The organism is Mucilaginibacter antarcticus, from assembly GCF_042686155.1.
Lineage (GTDB): Bacteria > Bacteroidota > Bacteroidia > Sphingobacteriales > Sphingobacteriaceae > Mucilaginibacter > Mucilaginibacter antarcticus.
In genome coordinates this window covers 1-15022 of record NZ_JBHUON010000019.1, presented here as the reverse complement: position 1 = coordinate 15022, position 15022 = coordinate 1, and the positions used below count along the sequence as shown (strand labels likewise).

Here is a 15022-nt window from a genome sequence, read left to right as displayed (position 1 = left end):
AAAGTTAAATAGGTTTTTTATTAAAACGCTATACTAAGTTAGTTATGACCAATGGGTGACGTTATGCAAATCACTTACACCCCCGTGTAATTACTCGGCGTTATTTTTTTGATTTCTTCTTTAACGCCATCGCTAACATCCAACGTGTCCACAAACTTAGCAATGGTCTGCGCGTTCACCTGTGTATTAGTGCGTGTAAGCTCTTTTAAAGCTTCGTATGGGTTTGGATATGCTTCTCTACGCAGAATAGTTTGTATCGCTTCAGCAACTACCGCCCAGTTGGCTTCAAGGTGTGCATTAATGGCAGGCTCATTTAACAATAATTTGCCCAAACCTTTTACGGTTGACTTGATAGCGATCAGCGTATGAGCTACCGGCACGCCGATGTTACGTAGCACGGTTGAGTCGGTTAAGTCGCGTTGTAATCTTGATATTGGGAGTTTGGCGGCCAGGTGTTCAAATATCGCGTTAGCAATACCTAAGTTGCCTTCAGAGTTCTCAAAATCTATCGGGTTAACCTTGTGTGGCATGGCAGATGATCCTATCTCGCCGGCTTTAATTTGCTGCTTAAAGTAGTTCATTGATATGTAAGTCCACATATCGCGGTCCAAATCTATCAGTATATTATTAATACGTTTTAATGCATCGCACTGAGCGGCAAAATTGTCGTAATGCTCAATTTGAGTGGTATACTGCGAACGGCTAAGCCCGAGGATATTATTTACAAAATTGTTGCCAAAGTCCGTCCAGTTGATGTTGCCATAAGCAACGTTGTGGGCATTAAAGTTACCGGTAGCGCCACCAAATTTGGCCGATGATGGCACTTGTTTTAGTAAAACCAATTGTTTCTCTAAACGTTCAACAAAAACCTGTATCTCTTTACCTAATCGGGTAGGTGATGCCGGTTGGCCGTGGGTGTGCGCCAGCATAGGGATATTGTTCCACTCGCCAACGTATTTGTTTAATAAATTAACCAGCTCATCAATTGCCGGGTAGTAAACTTCATCTAAAGCTAATTTAAAGCTGTACGGAATAGCAGTGTTATTGATATCCTGTGAGGTTAAACCGAAATGAATAAACTCTTTGTGATCCTGTAGGTTTAAATCGTCAAATTTTTGTTTGATAAAATACTCAACCGCTTTAACATCATGGTTGGTTACCTTTTCTATGTCCTTAATGCTCTGAGCATCATCCTCGGTAAAATTATTATAAATATCGCGTAGCTTTTCAGTCAGGTTTTTATCAAACCCTTCAAGCTGGGGCAGCGGGTAATTATATAAGGCGATAAAATATTCAATTTCTACAAGTACACGGTATTTAATCAGCGCGTATTCAGAAAAGTAAGCGCCCAGGTCGGCAGTTACTTTATGGTAACGGCCATCTATAGGTGATATTGCAGAAAGAGGTGTAAGTGTCATGGTTTTTAAATTTTGGTAAAGGTAACATTTTGACGTGCAGTTTTAAAAGCCTTGATAATTTACCACAGCATGTAGCGGATTTAAACTAAAGTCGTTTAAGCCAATTATCATAATTGTGTCAATTACTACCGAATGTGAATATTTATTAGGATATGGAAACTTTGAAATCTAAAAATGTTTCCATAGTTTTGACCAATTAATAAAATGAGTCAAATAGATAGGATAATTCAGGGTGGTGAGGAGCTGTTTTTAAAAGCAGGAATAAAAAGCGTCACCATGGACGATATAGCCAAACATCTGGGTATGTCAAAAAAAACCATTTATCAGTATTTTAAGGATAAGAATGAGTTAGTAATAGCCTTAGTAAAAAGAAAACTACAGGAAGATGAAGACCAAATGTGTGCTATCATTAGTAATTCTGGCAATGTCATAGAGGAAATGATCAACATGATGAAATGCTCTGAAGAGATTTTTTCGCGCATTAATCCTATTGTAATTCATGATATGCAAAAGTACCATCCGGATGCCTGGAAGCATTTTCAAACCTTTAAAACGGAGGTGATTGTCCATACTTTAGAGGAGTTGTTAACTAAAGGAATACAACAAGGCTACATCCGCCCGGACATTGATGTAAAGATTATGGCACGTATGCGTGTTAACCAGGTAGAAATGGGCTTTAATATCAACATTTTTCCAATTGCAGAATTCAGTACCTGGACAGTACAATATCAGCTTTTAGAGCATTTTAACTTTGGCATTTGTACGCTTAAAGGTTACAAACTGCTTAACGAGTATAAAAATATAGCAAACGAATAATACCCTGTTGACATAGGGCTGTCAATTTGAGGTTGTTATTTTGATAACGATAATTAATAATCAAAAACCACAATAATTACAATGAAATATATATTACTAACCGCCTCACTTATTTGCGCTTTAGCCTTAGGCAGCTATGCGCAGCAGGCGCCGCCCGCGCTTGCTCCGGTTACATTTAGCCTTGCTGACTGTATAAAGTATGCCTATGAACACCAGGACTCTGTAAAGAACGCCGCCCTTGATGTCACCAGTGCCGAGTATAAAGTTAAAGAAACCATTGGTAGTGGCTTACCACAAATTAATGGTGCAATTACTTTTCAAGATTATCTAAAGGTCCCTACACAAGTAGGTCCAAATTTCTTGAGTGGCGGCCCTATTGATCCAAACGCACCATTAACTGCATTTCCGTTTGGCCCTGTAAAGTACACTAACAATTACTCGTTGCAAATGAGCCAATTACTTTATAGCGGCACATTTTTAGTTGGTTTAAAAGCGGTTAAAACGTTTAGAGAATTGTCACAACGTAATCTTACCCGTTCCAAAATTGAAACTAATGTTAATGTTACAAAAGCTTATTACCAGGCATTGGTTAGCAGCGAACAAATCAAATTATTGGATGCCAATATCACGCAGCTAAAACAAACGCTTGATCAAACCACACAGCAAAACAAACAAGGTTTTGTTGAAAAAATAGATGTTGACCGTCTATCAGTTCAATACAACAACCTGGTAACTAATCGTGATAATGTTCAGCGCACACTTATTTTAGGCTACCAGATGTTGAAGTTTCAGATGGGCATGCCTGTTGAACAAGAGCTTATTTTGGCAGATAAGTTAGCAGATGTAAATCTTGAAGGTCAGACCGCCCAAAACATGGTTGATACCGCTTTTTATCACAATCGTATAGAGTATAAGTTATTACAAACCAATATCACCCTTAATGAATTAGAGGTAAAAAATAAGAAAGCTAATTTTCAGCCCAGCGTAGCCTTTGTTGCAGGGTTTGCTAATACTTTCCAAGAGAATCATACCCGGTATTTGTACGATCATAATTATTACAGCAGTTATATCGGTTTAAATATCAATATCCCCATATTTACAGGTGGCCAGCATCTAAATCAAATGCGTCAGGCCCAGGTGAGCGTTTTGAAAGCTAAAAATGATCTGCATAATGCATCCAATGGCTTTAAGCTTCAAGCGAATGCGGCACAGATAACTTTTACAAATAGCCTTAGGTCTTTAGATAATCAAAAACGCAGCCGCGAGTTAGCTAACGAAGTATTGCGGGTATCCAAAATCAAATACCAACAAGGTGTGGGTTCAAGCATTGAGGTAACCCAAGCGCAAACCGAACTGGAAAAAGCCGATAACGAATACATACAAGCACTATACAACGCCTTAATAAGCCGCGTAGATCTTGACAAAGCTTATGCACGCATCAACTAAAACTCAAATCACCATAAAAATGAAAAAACTATTATATATCCCTATCTTATTGTTAGCAGCCGCTTGCTCAGACAAACCAAAAGATAAAGCGACAGAACTTGCCGAGCTTAAAAAGCAACAGGCCGAAATAAATGATAAAATAACCAAACTACAGGCCGAAGGCGGTACCACCGACTCTGCAAAAACGGCCGACGTGTCTGTTTATAAAATTGAAGCAAAAAGCTTTAGCAATTATGTAGAAATACAAGGCAAAGTTGATGCTGAAGAAAACGTAACTGCGTATCCGCAGGCGCAGGGTATTATTACTGCTATTTATGTTAGACCGGGTCAGCGTGTTAGCAGGGGTCAAACATTGGTACAGTTAGATAATAGCGTACTAAAACAACAGCTATTACAGGCCCAGGCACAGGTGGAGCTATCCAGTACCTTGTTTCAACGCCAAAAAAACCTTTGGGATCAAAAAATTGGTACCGAGGTACAATTTCTACAGGCTAAAACTAATTTGCAAACTACGCAAAAGCAGTACGATGCGCTTAAACAACAGGCAGCGTTATATACTATTAAATCGCCAATTAACGGCTCTGTAGAGCTAATGGACCTTAAATTAGGTCAGGCCGCAGGTCCGGGTACTACAGGGATCAACATCGTTAACGATAATAGCTTGAAAGCTAAAGCAAATGTGCCCGAATCGTATGCTGGCAGTGTGCGTACAGGTAATACCGTAAAAGTTGTTTTTCCGGATGCTAAAGACTCAATTACTGCCAAGATCAACTTTGCCGGTAAAGCTATTGATCCGATATCACGTAGTTTCCCCGTTGAGGTTAAGCTGCCGTCGCGCTCATCGTTGCGCCCTAACATGACAGCCGTCCTCAAAATTGCCGATTATACTAATGCTAACGCGATATCTATACCGATAAAAGCAATTCAACAATCAGAAGCTGGTGATTATGTTTATATCAATGTAAATGGCGTTGCTAAACGTATAGCTATCACCGAAGGCAAAATTTCAAATGGTTCAGCCGAAATTAAAACCGGCCTCAAAGCCGGCGACGAGGTGATTGTAGATGGCGCGGCAGATATTGAAGAGGGTGATAAAGTGCGTGTATTGCAAGGAATTAAATAAGTGGCATTTAATAGATAAGTCCCTTTATGAAAGATCAGGAAAAAGAATTTGGACCCTCAAGTTGGGCCATTGATAATAAGACAGCCATATACGCGCTGGTTGTGTTGCTTACCATTTTAGGTTTGGTAAGCTACAACAATCTTCCCAAGGAAAATTTCCCGGATATAGCACAGGCTAAAGTGTTTGTAACAACACAGTTTATTGGCCAATCGCCACAAAACATTGAGATATTGGTTACCCGCCAGATAGAGAAAAAATTAAAATCTTTAAAAGGCTTAAAAAAGGTAACCTCAAACTCATACGACAATATATCAATCATCACCGCCGAATTTAACGGTAACGTAAAGATAAAAGACGCTAAGGATGATGTTAAAGAAGCTGTAGATAAGGCAAAGCCCGATTTGCCGCAGAATGACAACAATCTTAAGGAATCGGAGATATCCGACATTAACGTTGCCGACTTGCCTATCCTTTATGTAAATGTTTCTGGTAATTACGACCTGAAAAAACTCAAGGAGTATGCGGACAACCTGAAGGATGCTATTGAGAGTATGAAAGAGATCTCAAAGGTTGATATGGTGGGCGCGCTTAAGCCGGAGATACAGATCAATGTTGATTTAAATAAGATGACTGCGGCACAGGTGAGTTATGACGACATAACACGGGCCGTAGGTGCAGAGAATATCATCATGTCTGCCGGTGGGTTACGTGTTGATGGTGTGCGCCGTAGTGTTGATATCCGTCAGGATTTTAAAAACGCCGACGAAGTTGCCGCAATGGTTATACGTAACCCCACCGGAAAAGCGGTTTACCTGCGCGATATTGCGGAAGTGGAAGACGGTTTCCATGAGCAGGAGAGCTACGCACGTATGAAAACTAAAGAGGATAGTGGCTTTAAAAAGGTTATCACTCTAAACGTAAGTAAACGTACCGGCGAGAACTTGATTTTGGCGTCTGACAAGATCTTCGCTTTGATTAAAGAAAAGCAAGCTAAAGAATTTCCGAAAGGACTTGATGTAACCGTAACCGGCGACCAAAGTGATCAGACCCGTACCACTGTTAATGATTTGGTGAACACCATTATTATTGGTTTCTTATTGGTAACCATCATTCTGATGTTTTTTATGGGTACAACCAACGCCTTGTTTGTGGCGTTGTCTGTGCCGCTATCCTGTTTTATCGCCTTCCTGGTAATGCCGGCTATCGGCTTTACGCTTAATATGATCGTTTTGTTCTCGTTCCTGCTAGCGCTGGGTATAGTGGTGGATGACGCGATTGTGGTGATTGAGAACACGCATCGTATTTTTGATAACGGTAAAGTACCTATTGCTAAAGCAGCTAAAATGGCAGCTGGCGAGGTGTTCTTACCAGTATTCTCTGGTACTATGACAACTTTGGCTCCATTTGTGCCTTTAGCTTTCTGGAACAGTATGATTGGTAAATTTATGTTCTTTTTACCTATCACGTTGATCATAACTTTATTGGCATCGTTAGTGGTTGCATATATTTTTAACCCGGTATTCGCGGTTGATTTTATGAAACCACACGTTAAAGGCGAGCATGACAACCCTAAATTTGATAAGGGTATTAAAAAAGTTTTGTTATGGTTTGCCGGCATAGCAGTAATTGCCTACCTGATAAACTTTGGTGTAGGGAATTTTGTAGTTTTTGCCACGGTATTATTCTTACTAAACCATTTTGTGTTTGTTAAGTGGATCGACGCTTTCCAAAACAGGGCATGGCCTAAAATGCAAACTGCTTATGCTAATTTGTTAGAAAAAGCGGTGCACGTACCATGGTGGATACTTGGTGGTACTGTAGGATTGTTCATCTTCAGTATTTTCTTTATGATGGCGCGCAGTCCTAAGGTGGAATTCTTCCCTCAGGCTGATCCTAACTTTGCTTTTGTGTACATTACTTTACCAAAGGGGACAGATCAGGCTTATACCAACAAGGTTACAGAGATATTAGAGCAACGTGTTGCAGCGGCGGTAGAGCCTGATAAAGACGTTGTTTCATCTATCATATCTAACGTAACGGTAGGCGTTACCGATCCTCAGGATGAAGATCAGGGTAATTATCCTAATAAAGGTAAAATTGCCGTGGCTTTTGTAAAATTTGCTGAACGTAAAGGTAAGGACACCAAGGCGCTATTGCAGAGTATCCGTAAAGCTGTCACCGGCGTAGTGCCTGGTGCAAAAATTTCGGTAGACCAGGAAAGCGGTGGCCCGCCAACACAGAAAGATATCAGTATTGAAATTGCAGGCGATAATCTGGATAGTTTAGTTAAAACGGCAAACAGCTTAAAAAAATTCATCGTAAAACAAAATATCGGTGGTATTGAAGAGCTTACTACCGACGTACAAAACGATAAGCCGCAGATTGTTTTTAATATCGATCGCGAACGTGCTAATCGCGAGGGTATCAACAGTCAGCAAATCAGTATGTCGCTGTTGACAACCCTATATGGTATGAAAGCGGCCGATTTTAGAAATACTACCGAGGATGATTACGAGATTAACGTTCGCGCTAGGAAAGATCAGCAATATGATCTGGACGCTATACGTAACCTCAAAATCACTTATCGTGACATGGCTACCGGCGGGGCGGTAAGGCAAGTGCCTATCTCAGCATTTAGCGACATCCGTTATGCTAACACTTACAGTAATATCAAGCATAAGCAACAAATACGTGTAATTACGCTAGGCTCAAACGTTTTAAAAGTGGGTGGCTACAATGCTAATGACGTTAATGCGCAGATTGCTACAGCAATTAAAAATTTCAAAACCTCGGGCGGCATTACTATTCGTATGGGTGGTGGCCAGGAAGATCAGACCGAAGCTGCAGTATTTCTGCTTTCAGCGCTGGGGGTATCTTTTATGCTGATCCTGATCATTTTGATGATGCAGTTTAACTCAATAGGTAAAACCTTTATCATCATCAGCGAGATTTTGTTCAGTATTATCGGTGTATTGCTGGGTGTAAGTATATTCGGTATGACGTTCTCGGTATTGATGACTGGTATTGGTATAGTAGCGCTTGCGGGTGTGGTTGTACGTAACGGAATATTACTGGTAGAATTTACCGACTTGCTGATGCAGCAGGGGCAAAGCCTGCACGATGCAGTTGTTGAAGCCGGCCGTACCCGTATGACACCAGTATTGCTAACCGCTTTTGCCGCTATATTAGGTTTAATACCGCTGGCCGTTGGTTTCAATATTGACTTTGTAGGCTTATTTACGCACTTTACGCCGCATATCCACTTCGGTGGTGACAATGTCGCATTCTGGGGCCCGTTGTCATGGACGATGATATTTGGTCTGGGCTTTGCAACTATCATCACTTTAATATTGGTGCCATGTATGTATATCATCCACTTTAACTTAAAAATGAGAGTGAAAGGCAAAAAACCGTCTGAAAACGCGGTGCTTGCCGACATACAGTCAAAAGAAATACTTGCTCATATATAACAGAAGTCAAAACATATGATAACAAAGCCGTCCCAGCAATTATGGGGCGGCTTTGTTGTTTACGCGGGGAGCACACCCAATATTTAATATGAATGTAATTTGTGTATCAATCTTGTGCGTTTAAACACTTAACCGGCCGCTTTTAAGTTATAATATAGAATTTTTGATAATTTTGTTAAAAAAGTCAGGAATCTAAAAATGGCAGGGATAGAACAGCAGGACATTAAGCGCGAAAAGATTTTAGACGCCGCGTACAACAGATTTTTGCATTACGGTTATTCAAAAACCACGATGAATGAGATAGCTGGCGATCTCTCTTTCTCTAAAGCCTTGCTTTATTACTATTTTCCGGACAAAAGCCAATTATACATTGCGGTTATGCGTATGCTCGCTGCTGACTATATTGATTCGCTTAACCAAAGGCTGGAAAAATTTGACACGTTGAAGGATGCTTTTATTGTGCAGATTGAGCTAAAGCATAATTTCATTTTTAAGAATTATAACTTCTTTGACTTTTTTAGAGTTAATGAGCAAAATTTGCCCGATACCATCTGGGAGATCATAACAGAAATACATACAGTTGAGCTTGCATTATTAAGCGCTGCTATTAAGAGAGAGAGCGAAAAAGGAAATATCAAACCTCTTGAAAATCCTGAAGAACTGGTTGATATTTTATTAGACGCGCTGCATGGTGTTAAGGTAAGCGCCCAGTCACACAAGAAACTTATGTTTCCGCAAAAAGAGCATTTGGATGAAATACATGCCAAACGCCTGTTGCTGCTGGACATATTTATAAAGGGAATGATGTATTGAGAGCAGACTGTCACCTTGTAGTAAAAATAGAACTGTTACAAGTTTAAACAGCTATTTATTAATACATTTGACTATTATTTAATTAGCAAGTAATTTTTATTAATATAATATCAATTACCAAAGATACTTCTAAAGTTAAGAGGTGATTGTTTTAGAGTGATTAAGCAGGTTAAGCGTCAAATCTTAGCCTGCTTTTTTATTTGTTTGAGGTTTGATTAGCGGACACTAAGGTCAACAAGCGACCAGTTTTTCTTTCTATCAATCTGCCCGCCATTATATTTAAGAACAATTTTAAACGGCATCACTATTTTCTCGCCACCATCGCTGGTTTTAACAGAAGACTGAATTACAAACACCGAATCCGACTGATTACCGAATTGATACCTGTCATCCTGGAAATTTGCGCTAGACGATTTTAGCGTAGGCTCAATAAATTGTTTTGCAATATCGTAGGTATCTTCGGCGCCAGGCATTCCCGCTGAAAACGACGGGCTTAATGATCCTGTAAGTGTAATTTTTGCCAGTACGGATATCGCGATAGCAATAAATACCAGGAAAATAATAAGTGCCTTGTTACCGGTTTTCTTTTTCGCTGCCTTTTGTTTTAAATATTGGTCGGTCTTGTTTTGAGGTAGGTTAGCTGTCATTAATTAGGGTGCAAGTTATGCTGCTTCAAAGTTAAATAAATTTGTACCACAACATATTTAACCATGAGATTTATAGCCATTATAAATACTGCTCCGGGTTTTAACCAAAAAACAAATAGCAGATAGATATAGCCGTAATAATGCCAAAGACATCCGCAATTAACATTGCCGGTATAGCATATCTTGTTTTTTTGATTCCTACAGAACCAAAATACAGCGCAACAATATAAAAAGTGGTATCGGCTGTGCCGTATAATACGCTTGACAGGTGGCCCACGAAGCTATCGGCACCATAAACTTTTAAATTGTCAAGCATCATAGCCCGCGCGCCCGAGCCGCTTAGCGGCCTTAGGAAAGCAATAGGCAATACATCTGTAAAGCGAGTATCCATATTAAAGTGGCTAAAAACCCATTTAAAGCCATCGCCCAAATAAGAAACCGCGCCGCTTACCCTAAACACGCTCACTGCTGCTAGTAATGCAACCAGGTAGGGGATGATTTTTATAGCGATATCAAAGCTCTCTTTGGCGCCTTCAATAAAAGCTTCAAAAACATTTATTTTTTTGCGCACGCCACCAAGGATAAAAATGACAGGCAAACCGAAAAGCATAAGGTTGCTAAATACTTTTGAAACTACGCTTATTTGCTCTTTACTTAAATATGCCGTGAAATACCAAACCACGGCGCTTATAAATAAAGTGATGCAGCCCAGCCAGGTTACTATAACACGATCAAAAAGATTGATACGTTGTTTAATAGCAACTACTATAAGCCCCGCTAAGGTAGCTACATAGGTAGCGATAATGCAGGGGATGAAAATATCGGTCGGGTCTTTTGAGTTATAAATGGCGCGCTGCGCTATAATAGCAACCGGCAGCAAGGTTAAACCCGACGCATGCAGCGTCATAAACATGATCTGCGCGTTTGATGCGGTTTCTTTGTCTTTATTAAGCTCTTGCAAACCAGCCATAGCTTTAAGCCCGAAAGGGGTAGCTGCGTTATCCAGACCTAACAGGTTAGCCGAATAGTTCATCATCATTTGCCCAACTGCAGGGTGGTCTTTCGGCACGTCAGGAAACAAACGGTTAAAAAACGGCCCTACTAAGCGTGATAAGAAATTGATTGCGCCGGCTTTCTCAGCAATCTTTAGCATGCCCAGGTAAAAAGCCATAATGCCTACAAGCGGAAGGGATATATCCATCACCGAAGCTTTGGTCGAGTCGAAAGTGCCTTCAACCATTAACTTGAAAATCTCGGTGTCGCCGAAGAAAATAAGTTTAACCAGGCCTATGATAAAGGCGATTACAAAAAAGGCGATCCAGATATAATTTAAAACCATGTGTCTGATGTGCGGATATGCAGATGTGAAATATATAAAATTAATGATTGGTGTTGGTTAATTACTTTTTAGCCAATTATGTAACCTGTAAATTTAGTTCCCATCAAACGAGTGTACATTTTTGTCGGACACTATTTGCATTAAATACGTACGCTTTAGCGGATTATAAGGGCGGCTATCATTGACAGTGATATAAATGCTGCAAAGATTCTTAATGGTGTAGATCTGCACATCGCCAACAGAGCCCTCGGTGTTTAAATATGGAGCGATAGAGTTATTAATAAGGTTGTACTGGTTAGCGTCGTTAGTTTCTAATTCCATAAAAACCCTGCGGCCATCAGCCCGCATACCCAGGCTTACAAAAGTGCCGCCTGGAATAGTTGCTTTATAAGTGGCAGTTTTCTTTTTATCATCTTTTTTGATGGTAGCATAGCGCTTTGCAACCAAAAAGGTATCGGCTTGGGCGAGATTGTTGTGGAGCAGGAATTTTAGATCTTCGTAGGATATCAGGTTAGCTTGTGCAAAGCAAATACTGCTAAGGCATATAAACCAAACACATAATGCTAATTTCTTCATTGGCTTTTTAAACAAATAATATGTTTTTAAAATTACAGAAATGTTGTTACGCGCCCAAGTTTACTGCGGCAAAAATTATAACTTAGCACAATTTAGTTATATACATTATGCCTACAATTAATTTACAACGCGTACACGGCAATTTTGGCTTTGCCGCAAGCGACGAAAACGGACACACTATTAACATGGACAGCAGCCCTGAAAGCGGTGGCGAAAACTTTGGCGTACGCCCCATGCAAATGTTATTAATGGGTGTTGCAGGATGCTCAGCCATTGATGTGATCACGATATTAAAGAAACAACGTCAGGACATTAAAGACTACAAAATGGTTGTAAATGGCGACCGTGAAGCAGGAAAAGAACCATCGTTATGGAAAAATGTGAACATTGAGTTTCATTTATATGGCGATATAGACCCGGATAAAGCAGCCCGCGCGGTTGATCTTTCAGTTAATAAATATTGTTCGGTTGCAGCTACTTTAGAGTTGGCAGGCGCCGAAATTAAAACGCAGGTGTTTGTACATCCTGCACAATAACCCTATAATTTATGTCATCTAACTTCGATAATTTAGACCCTATAACGCAGGCTATCCGTATCCAAATGCCGCGCACGCAGCAAAAGGAGCATTCAACGCCCTTATACTTAACCAGCAGCTTTATTTTTGACGAGGCAGAAACCATGCGCGCCGCATTTGCCGACGAGAATGAGGATAATATTTACAGCCGCTTTAGCAATCCTAACGTAGACGAGTTTATTGCCAAAATGTGCGCCCTTGAAGGTGCTGAAGATGGTTTTGCTACCGCGACCGGCATGGCGGCTATATTTGGCACTTTCTTTTCGCTGTTACAACAAGGCGATCACCTGGTTTGCTGCAGTTCGGTATTTGGCAGCACCTTTACTTTGGTAACCAAGTATCTGCCTAAATATGGCATAACCTGTACTTTAGTACCTGTTGGTGATGAAGCAGCCTGCGAAGCAGCAGTGCAGCCTAATACCAAAATGATTTATATTGAAACACCGACCAACCCTCAGCTAGAAATAATTGATTTGGAGTGGGCAGGTAAGTTTGCGAAACAGCATAACATTATTTTAGCGGTGGATAATTGCTTTGCGACACCTTTACTGCAAAAACCAATTACTTACGGTGCTGACCTGGTAATGCACTCGGCCACCAAGTGGATAGATGGGCAGGGTAGGGTACTGGGGGGTATAGTTTTAGGCCGCGCCGACCTGATTAAAGAGATCTACCTGTTTTGCCGTAATACAGGCCCGGCATTATCGCCGTTTAATGCCTGGGTGCTAAGTAAAAGCCTAGAGACCCTTGACGTTCGTATGGAACGTCACTGCAAAAACGCCCTGCAAGTTGCAGAAGCATTGCAAAGCCATTCGCAGGTAGCGTATGTTAAGTATCCATTTTTGCCAAACCATCCGCAGTATCACATCGCTAAAAAACAAATGGCAGCTGGCGGTGGTATATTCTGTCTTGAAATTAAAGGCGGTATTGAAGCGGGTCGTAAGTTCCTAGATTCCTTACAAATGCTATCAGTTACCGCTAACCTTGGCGATAGCCGCAGCATCGCGTCGCATCCGGCCAGCACAACGCACTCGCGCCTAAGCAGCGAGCAACAATTGAGCGTCGGCATTACTCCTGGCTTAATTCGTATTTCCGCAGGTCTTGAAAAAGCCCAAGATATCATAGCTGACATAGTTCAGGCTTTAGAGAAAAGTGCAGTTTAAAACTGCACTTTTTTATATCCTGCGTCATAGTGTCTACTATTTGGTGCAGTATTTTTTTTGCGAAACTATTCGTATTCAATTGTCACCTAGCCGGTTTTAGTGTATTTGCTTTAGTGGCACTGAAATTGCCTACGTAGTTCAATTCTGCACCCCTTTAAAAGGCAGGATCAACTAACAACAAATCACTATGAAAACAAATCTAAAAAAAGCAGCTCTTGTAGTAACGGGAGTACTTTTGGGCAGCGGCGTATTTGCTCAATCCAATGAACTTAAACAAGAAGACTACGTTCAACCTTTTTCGCCGGTAAGTTCTTTCCGCACATGGTCTATCGGTGTGCATGCCGGTTTACTTAATCCATACACTTTCTTTTCTGGCCACAACAGCGATTTCAAAAATCCTAACAGCAAAGTTGGTTATGGTATGTATATTAAAAAGCAACTATCAACAGGCTGGGGCTTGCAATTAAACGGCCTACGTGGCCAGGTTGCCGGCAATGGACCCGCGGATCCTGCTTTCAAATCTTATAGAACGGATCTGAATTGGGCTGTGGATCTTGCAGCAAACTGGACGTTTGGCAACATTAGCTGGAGAAATAATCAAAATGCAATTCAAATGTATGCTACTGCCGGTGTGGGTTATTCATCATATCGTCCAACATTCGTTGTTGCTAATGGTACTACTATTGATGTAGGTCATGACATCAGAAGTGCTTATATTCCGGTAGGGGTTGGCTTTAAAGTTAATGTTGCTAAAGGTGTAAACATTGATTTAGGTTACCAGGTAAACTTTCTTGATGCTGATAACTTAGACGGTTATAACCTAAACGGTAATAATGATAAGTATGGTTACGCCCACGCAGGCTTAGAGTTTTCTTTAGGCAGCAAAGACAAAAAGCAGTTAGCTGCTCATAACCCGGTATCATCAATGCGTTATGAGTATTTGTCAGAACAACGCCGTTTACAAAGTGAGATCAACGCGCAAAAAGCATCCAACGATCAGTTAAGAAGCGATTTGGCTACAACCAATGCTAACTTAGCTAAATTCTCTGCAGATGCTGATGGCGATGGTGTTCCTGATTTCTTTGATAAATGCCCTGGCACCCCATCTGGTACTAAAGTAGACGGTTCCGGCTGTCCGCTACCGGTTGCAGCTGCACCACAAGTAACTATTATTACTGAAGAAGACAGAAGAGTTGTCAGAGATGCTATTAAAAATCTTGAGTTTGATTTTGGCAAAGCAACTATTCGTGCTAAATCATTCCCAAGTTTAGACAGAGTTGCAAGTTTATTGATGAATAAAAACTTTAGCTTGAAATTGGCTGGCCATACAGATAATGTAGGTTCAGATGCTGCTAACTTAGGATTATCGAAAGACCGTGCTGAGTCAATCAAAGCATATTTGGTAGATAAAGGTGCTAATGCATCACGTGTAGAAGCTACCGGTTATGGCGAGTCGCAACCAATAGCAACAAACAAAACCGCCGCTGGTCGTCAACAAAACCGTCGTGTCGAGTTTACGTTGTACTAAGAGTTACGATAATAACACACAAAAAAATCCCCGTTGCATTTGCGAGGGCACTGAAAAAGTCCAATAGTGAAAAAAGGCGTAGAAGAAGAAATTTTTCTACGCCTTTTT

Annotated in this window: 12 protein-coding genes; 8 read left to right on the top strand and 4 right to left on the bottom strand. The window is 40.7% G+C overall.

From position 1 onward, the window contains the following. Window positions 1–74: 74 nt before the first annotated feature. Complete coding sequence (gene purB, locus ACFSYC_RS14555) at window positions 75–1418, bottom strand: adenylosuccinate lyase (protein ID WP_377129102.1); 1344 nt, start codon at window positions 1416–1418, stop codon at window positions 75–77. A 204-nt stretch (window positions 1419–1622) separates the two neighbouring features. Here purB and ACFSYC_RS14550 point away from each other — a divergent pair, with 204 nt between their 5' ends. From ACFSYC_RS14550 to ACFSYC_RS14530, 5 genes are all read left to right on the top strand, one after another. Next, entirely contained in the window at window positions 1623–2234 is a 612-nt protein-coding gene (locus tag ACFSYC_RS14550) for a TetR/AcrR family transcriptional regulator (RefSeq protein ID WP_377129100.1), read from the top strand. An 81-nt stretch (window positions 2235–2315) separates the two neighbouring features. Beyond that, entirely contained in the window at window positions 2316–3680 is a 1365-nt protein-coding gene (locus ACFSYC_RS14545; protein ID WP_377129098.1) for a TolC family protein, read from the top strand. 19 nt (window positions 3681–3699) lie between these two features. Then, window positions 3700–4803 (top strand): efflux RND transporter periplasmic adaptor subunit, encoded by a 1104-nt coding sequence (locus ACFSYC_RS14540; RefSeq protein ID WP_377129096.1) that lies wholly within the window; start codon window positions 3700–3702, stop codon window positions 4801–4803. Between the two features lie 26 nt (window positions 4804–4829). Further along, window positions 4830–8273 (top strand): efflux RND transporter permease subunit, encoded by a 3444-nt coding sequence (locus tag ACFSYC_RS14535; protein WP_377129094.1) that lies wholly within the window; start codon window positions 4830–4832, stop codon window positions 8271–8273. Between the two features lie 198 nt (window positions 8274–8471). Further along, complete coding sequence (locus tag ACFSYC_RS14530) at window positions 8472–9086, top strand: TetR/AcrR family transcriptional regulator (protein WP_377129092.1); 615 nt, start codon at window positions 8472–8474, stop codon at window positions 9084–9086. A 215-nt stretch (window positions 9087–9301) separates the two neighbouring features. Here ACFSYC_RS14530 and ACFSYC_RS14525 read toward each other — a convergent pair whose 3' ends face one another. From ACFSYC_RS14525 to ACFSYC_RS14515, 3 genes are all read right to left on the bottom strand, one after another. Further along, window positions 9302–9733: a hypothetical protein gene (locus ACFSYC_RS14525; protein ID WP_377129090.1), complete on the bottom strand. Its 432-nt coding sequence runs from the start codon at window positions 9731–9733 to the stop codon at window positions 9302–9304. Between the two features lie 100 nt (window positions 9734–9833). Further along, window positions 9834–11072, bottom strand: coding sequence for a nucleoside recognition domain-containing protein (locus ACFSYC_RS14520; RefSeq protein WP_377129088.1), 1239 nt, complete (start codon window positions 11070–11072; stop codon window positions 9834–9836). Window positions 11073–11165: 93 nt separating this feature from the next. Beyond that, on the bottom strand, window positions 11166–11648 hold the full coding sequence (locus ACFSYC_RS14515; protein ID WP_377129086.1) for a hypothetical protein: 483 nt from the start codon (window positions 11646–11648) through the stop codon (window positions 11166–11168). Window positions 11649–11755: 107 nt separating this feature from the next. Between ACFSYC_RS14515 and ACFSYC_RS14510 the strand changes: the two genes are divergently transcribed. The 3 genes from ACFSYC_RS14510 to ACFSYC_RS14500 all read left to right on the top strand — a co-directional run bounded on the left by ACFSYC_RS14510 (window position 11756) and on the right by ACFSYC_RS14500 (window position 14914). After that, window positions 11756–12184, top strand: coding sequence for an OsmC family protein (locus ACFSYC_RS14510; protein WP_377129084.1), 429 nt, complete (start codon window positions 11756–11758; stop codon window positions 12182–12184). A gap of 11 nt (window positions 12185–12195) precedes the next feature. After that, complete coding sequence (locus tag ACFSYC_RS14505) at window positions 12196–13386, top strand: trans-sulfuration enzyme family protein (RefSeq protein ID WP_377129082.1); 1191 nt, start codon at window positions 12196–12198, stop codon at window positions 13384–13386. Window positions 13387–13573: 187 nt separating this feature from the next. Continuing rightward, window positions 13574–14914: an OmpA family protein gene (locus ACFSYC_RS14500; RefSeq protein ID WP_377129080.1), complete on the top strand. Its 1341-nt coding sequence runs from the start codon at window positions 13574–13576 to the stop codon at window positions 14912–14914. The last annotated feature ends 108 nt before the right edge of the window (window positions 14915–15022 follow it).

Excerpts from the sequence above, each read along its gene's own strand:
- ACFSYC_RS14515 (WP_377129086.1), bottom strand. The coding sequence starts at position 11,648 with ATGAAGAAATTAGCATTATGTGTTTGGTTTATATGCCTTAGCAGTATT.
- ACFSYC_RS14530 (WP_377129092.1), top strand. The coding sequence starts at position 8,472 with ATGGCAGGGATAGAACAGCAGGACATTAAGCGCGAAAAGATTTTAGAC.
- ACFSYC_RS14535 (WP_377129094.1), top strand. The coding sequence starts at position 4,830 with ATGAAAGATCAGGAAAAAGAATTTGGACCCTCAAGTTGGGCCATTGAT.
- purB (WP_377129102.1), bottom strand. The coding sequence starts at position 1,418 with ATGACACTTACACCTCTTTCTGCAATATCACCTATAGATGGCCGTTAC.
- ACFSYC_RS14525 (WP_377129090.1), bottom strand. The coding sequence starts at position 9,733 with ATGACAGCTAACCTACCTCAAAACAAGACCGACCAATATTTAAAACAA.
- ACFSYC_RS14510 (WP_377129084.1), top strand. The coding sequence starts at position 11,756 with ATGCCTACAATTAATTTACAACGCGTACACGGCAATTTTGGCTTTGCC.
- ACFSYC_RS14500 (WP_377129080.1), top strand. The coding sequence starts at position 13,574 with ATGAAAACAAATCTAAAAAAAGCAGCTCTTGTAGTAACGGGAGTACTT.
- ACFSYC_RS14540 (WP_377129096.1), top strand. The coding sequence starts at position 3,700 with ATGAAAAAACTATTATATATCCCTATCTTATTGTTAGCAGCCGCTTGC.
- ACFSYC_RS14550 (WP_377129100.1), top strand. The coding sequence starts at position 1,623 with ATGAGTCAAATAGATAGGATAATTCAGGGTGGTGAGGAGCTGTTTTTA.
- ACFSYC_RS14520 (WP_377129088.1), bottom strand. The coding sequence starts at position 11,072 with ATGGTTTTAAATTATATCTGGATCGCCTTTTTTGTAATCGCCTTTATC.
- ACFSYC_RS14505 (WP_377129082.1), top strand. The coding sequence starts at position 12,196 with ATGTCATCTAACTTCGATAATTTAGACCCTATAACGCAGGCTATCCGT.
- ACFSYC_RS14545 (WP_377129098.1), top strand. The coding sequence starts at position 2,316 with ATGAAATATATATTACTAACCGCCTCACTTATTTGCGCTTTAGCCTTA.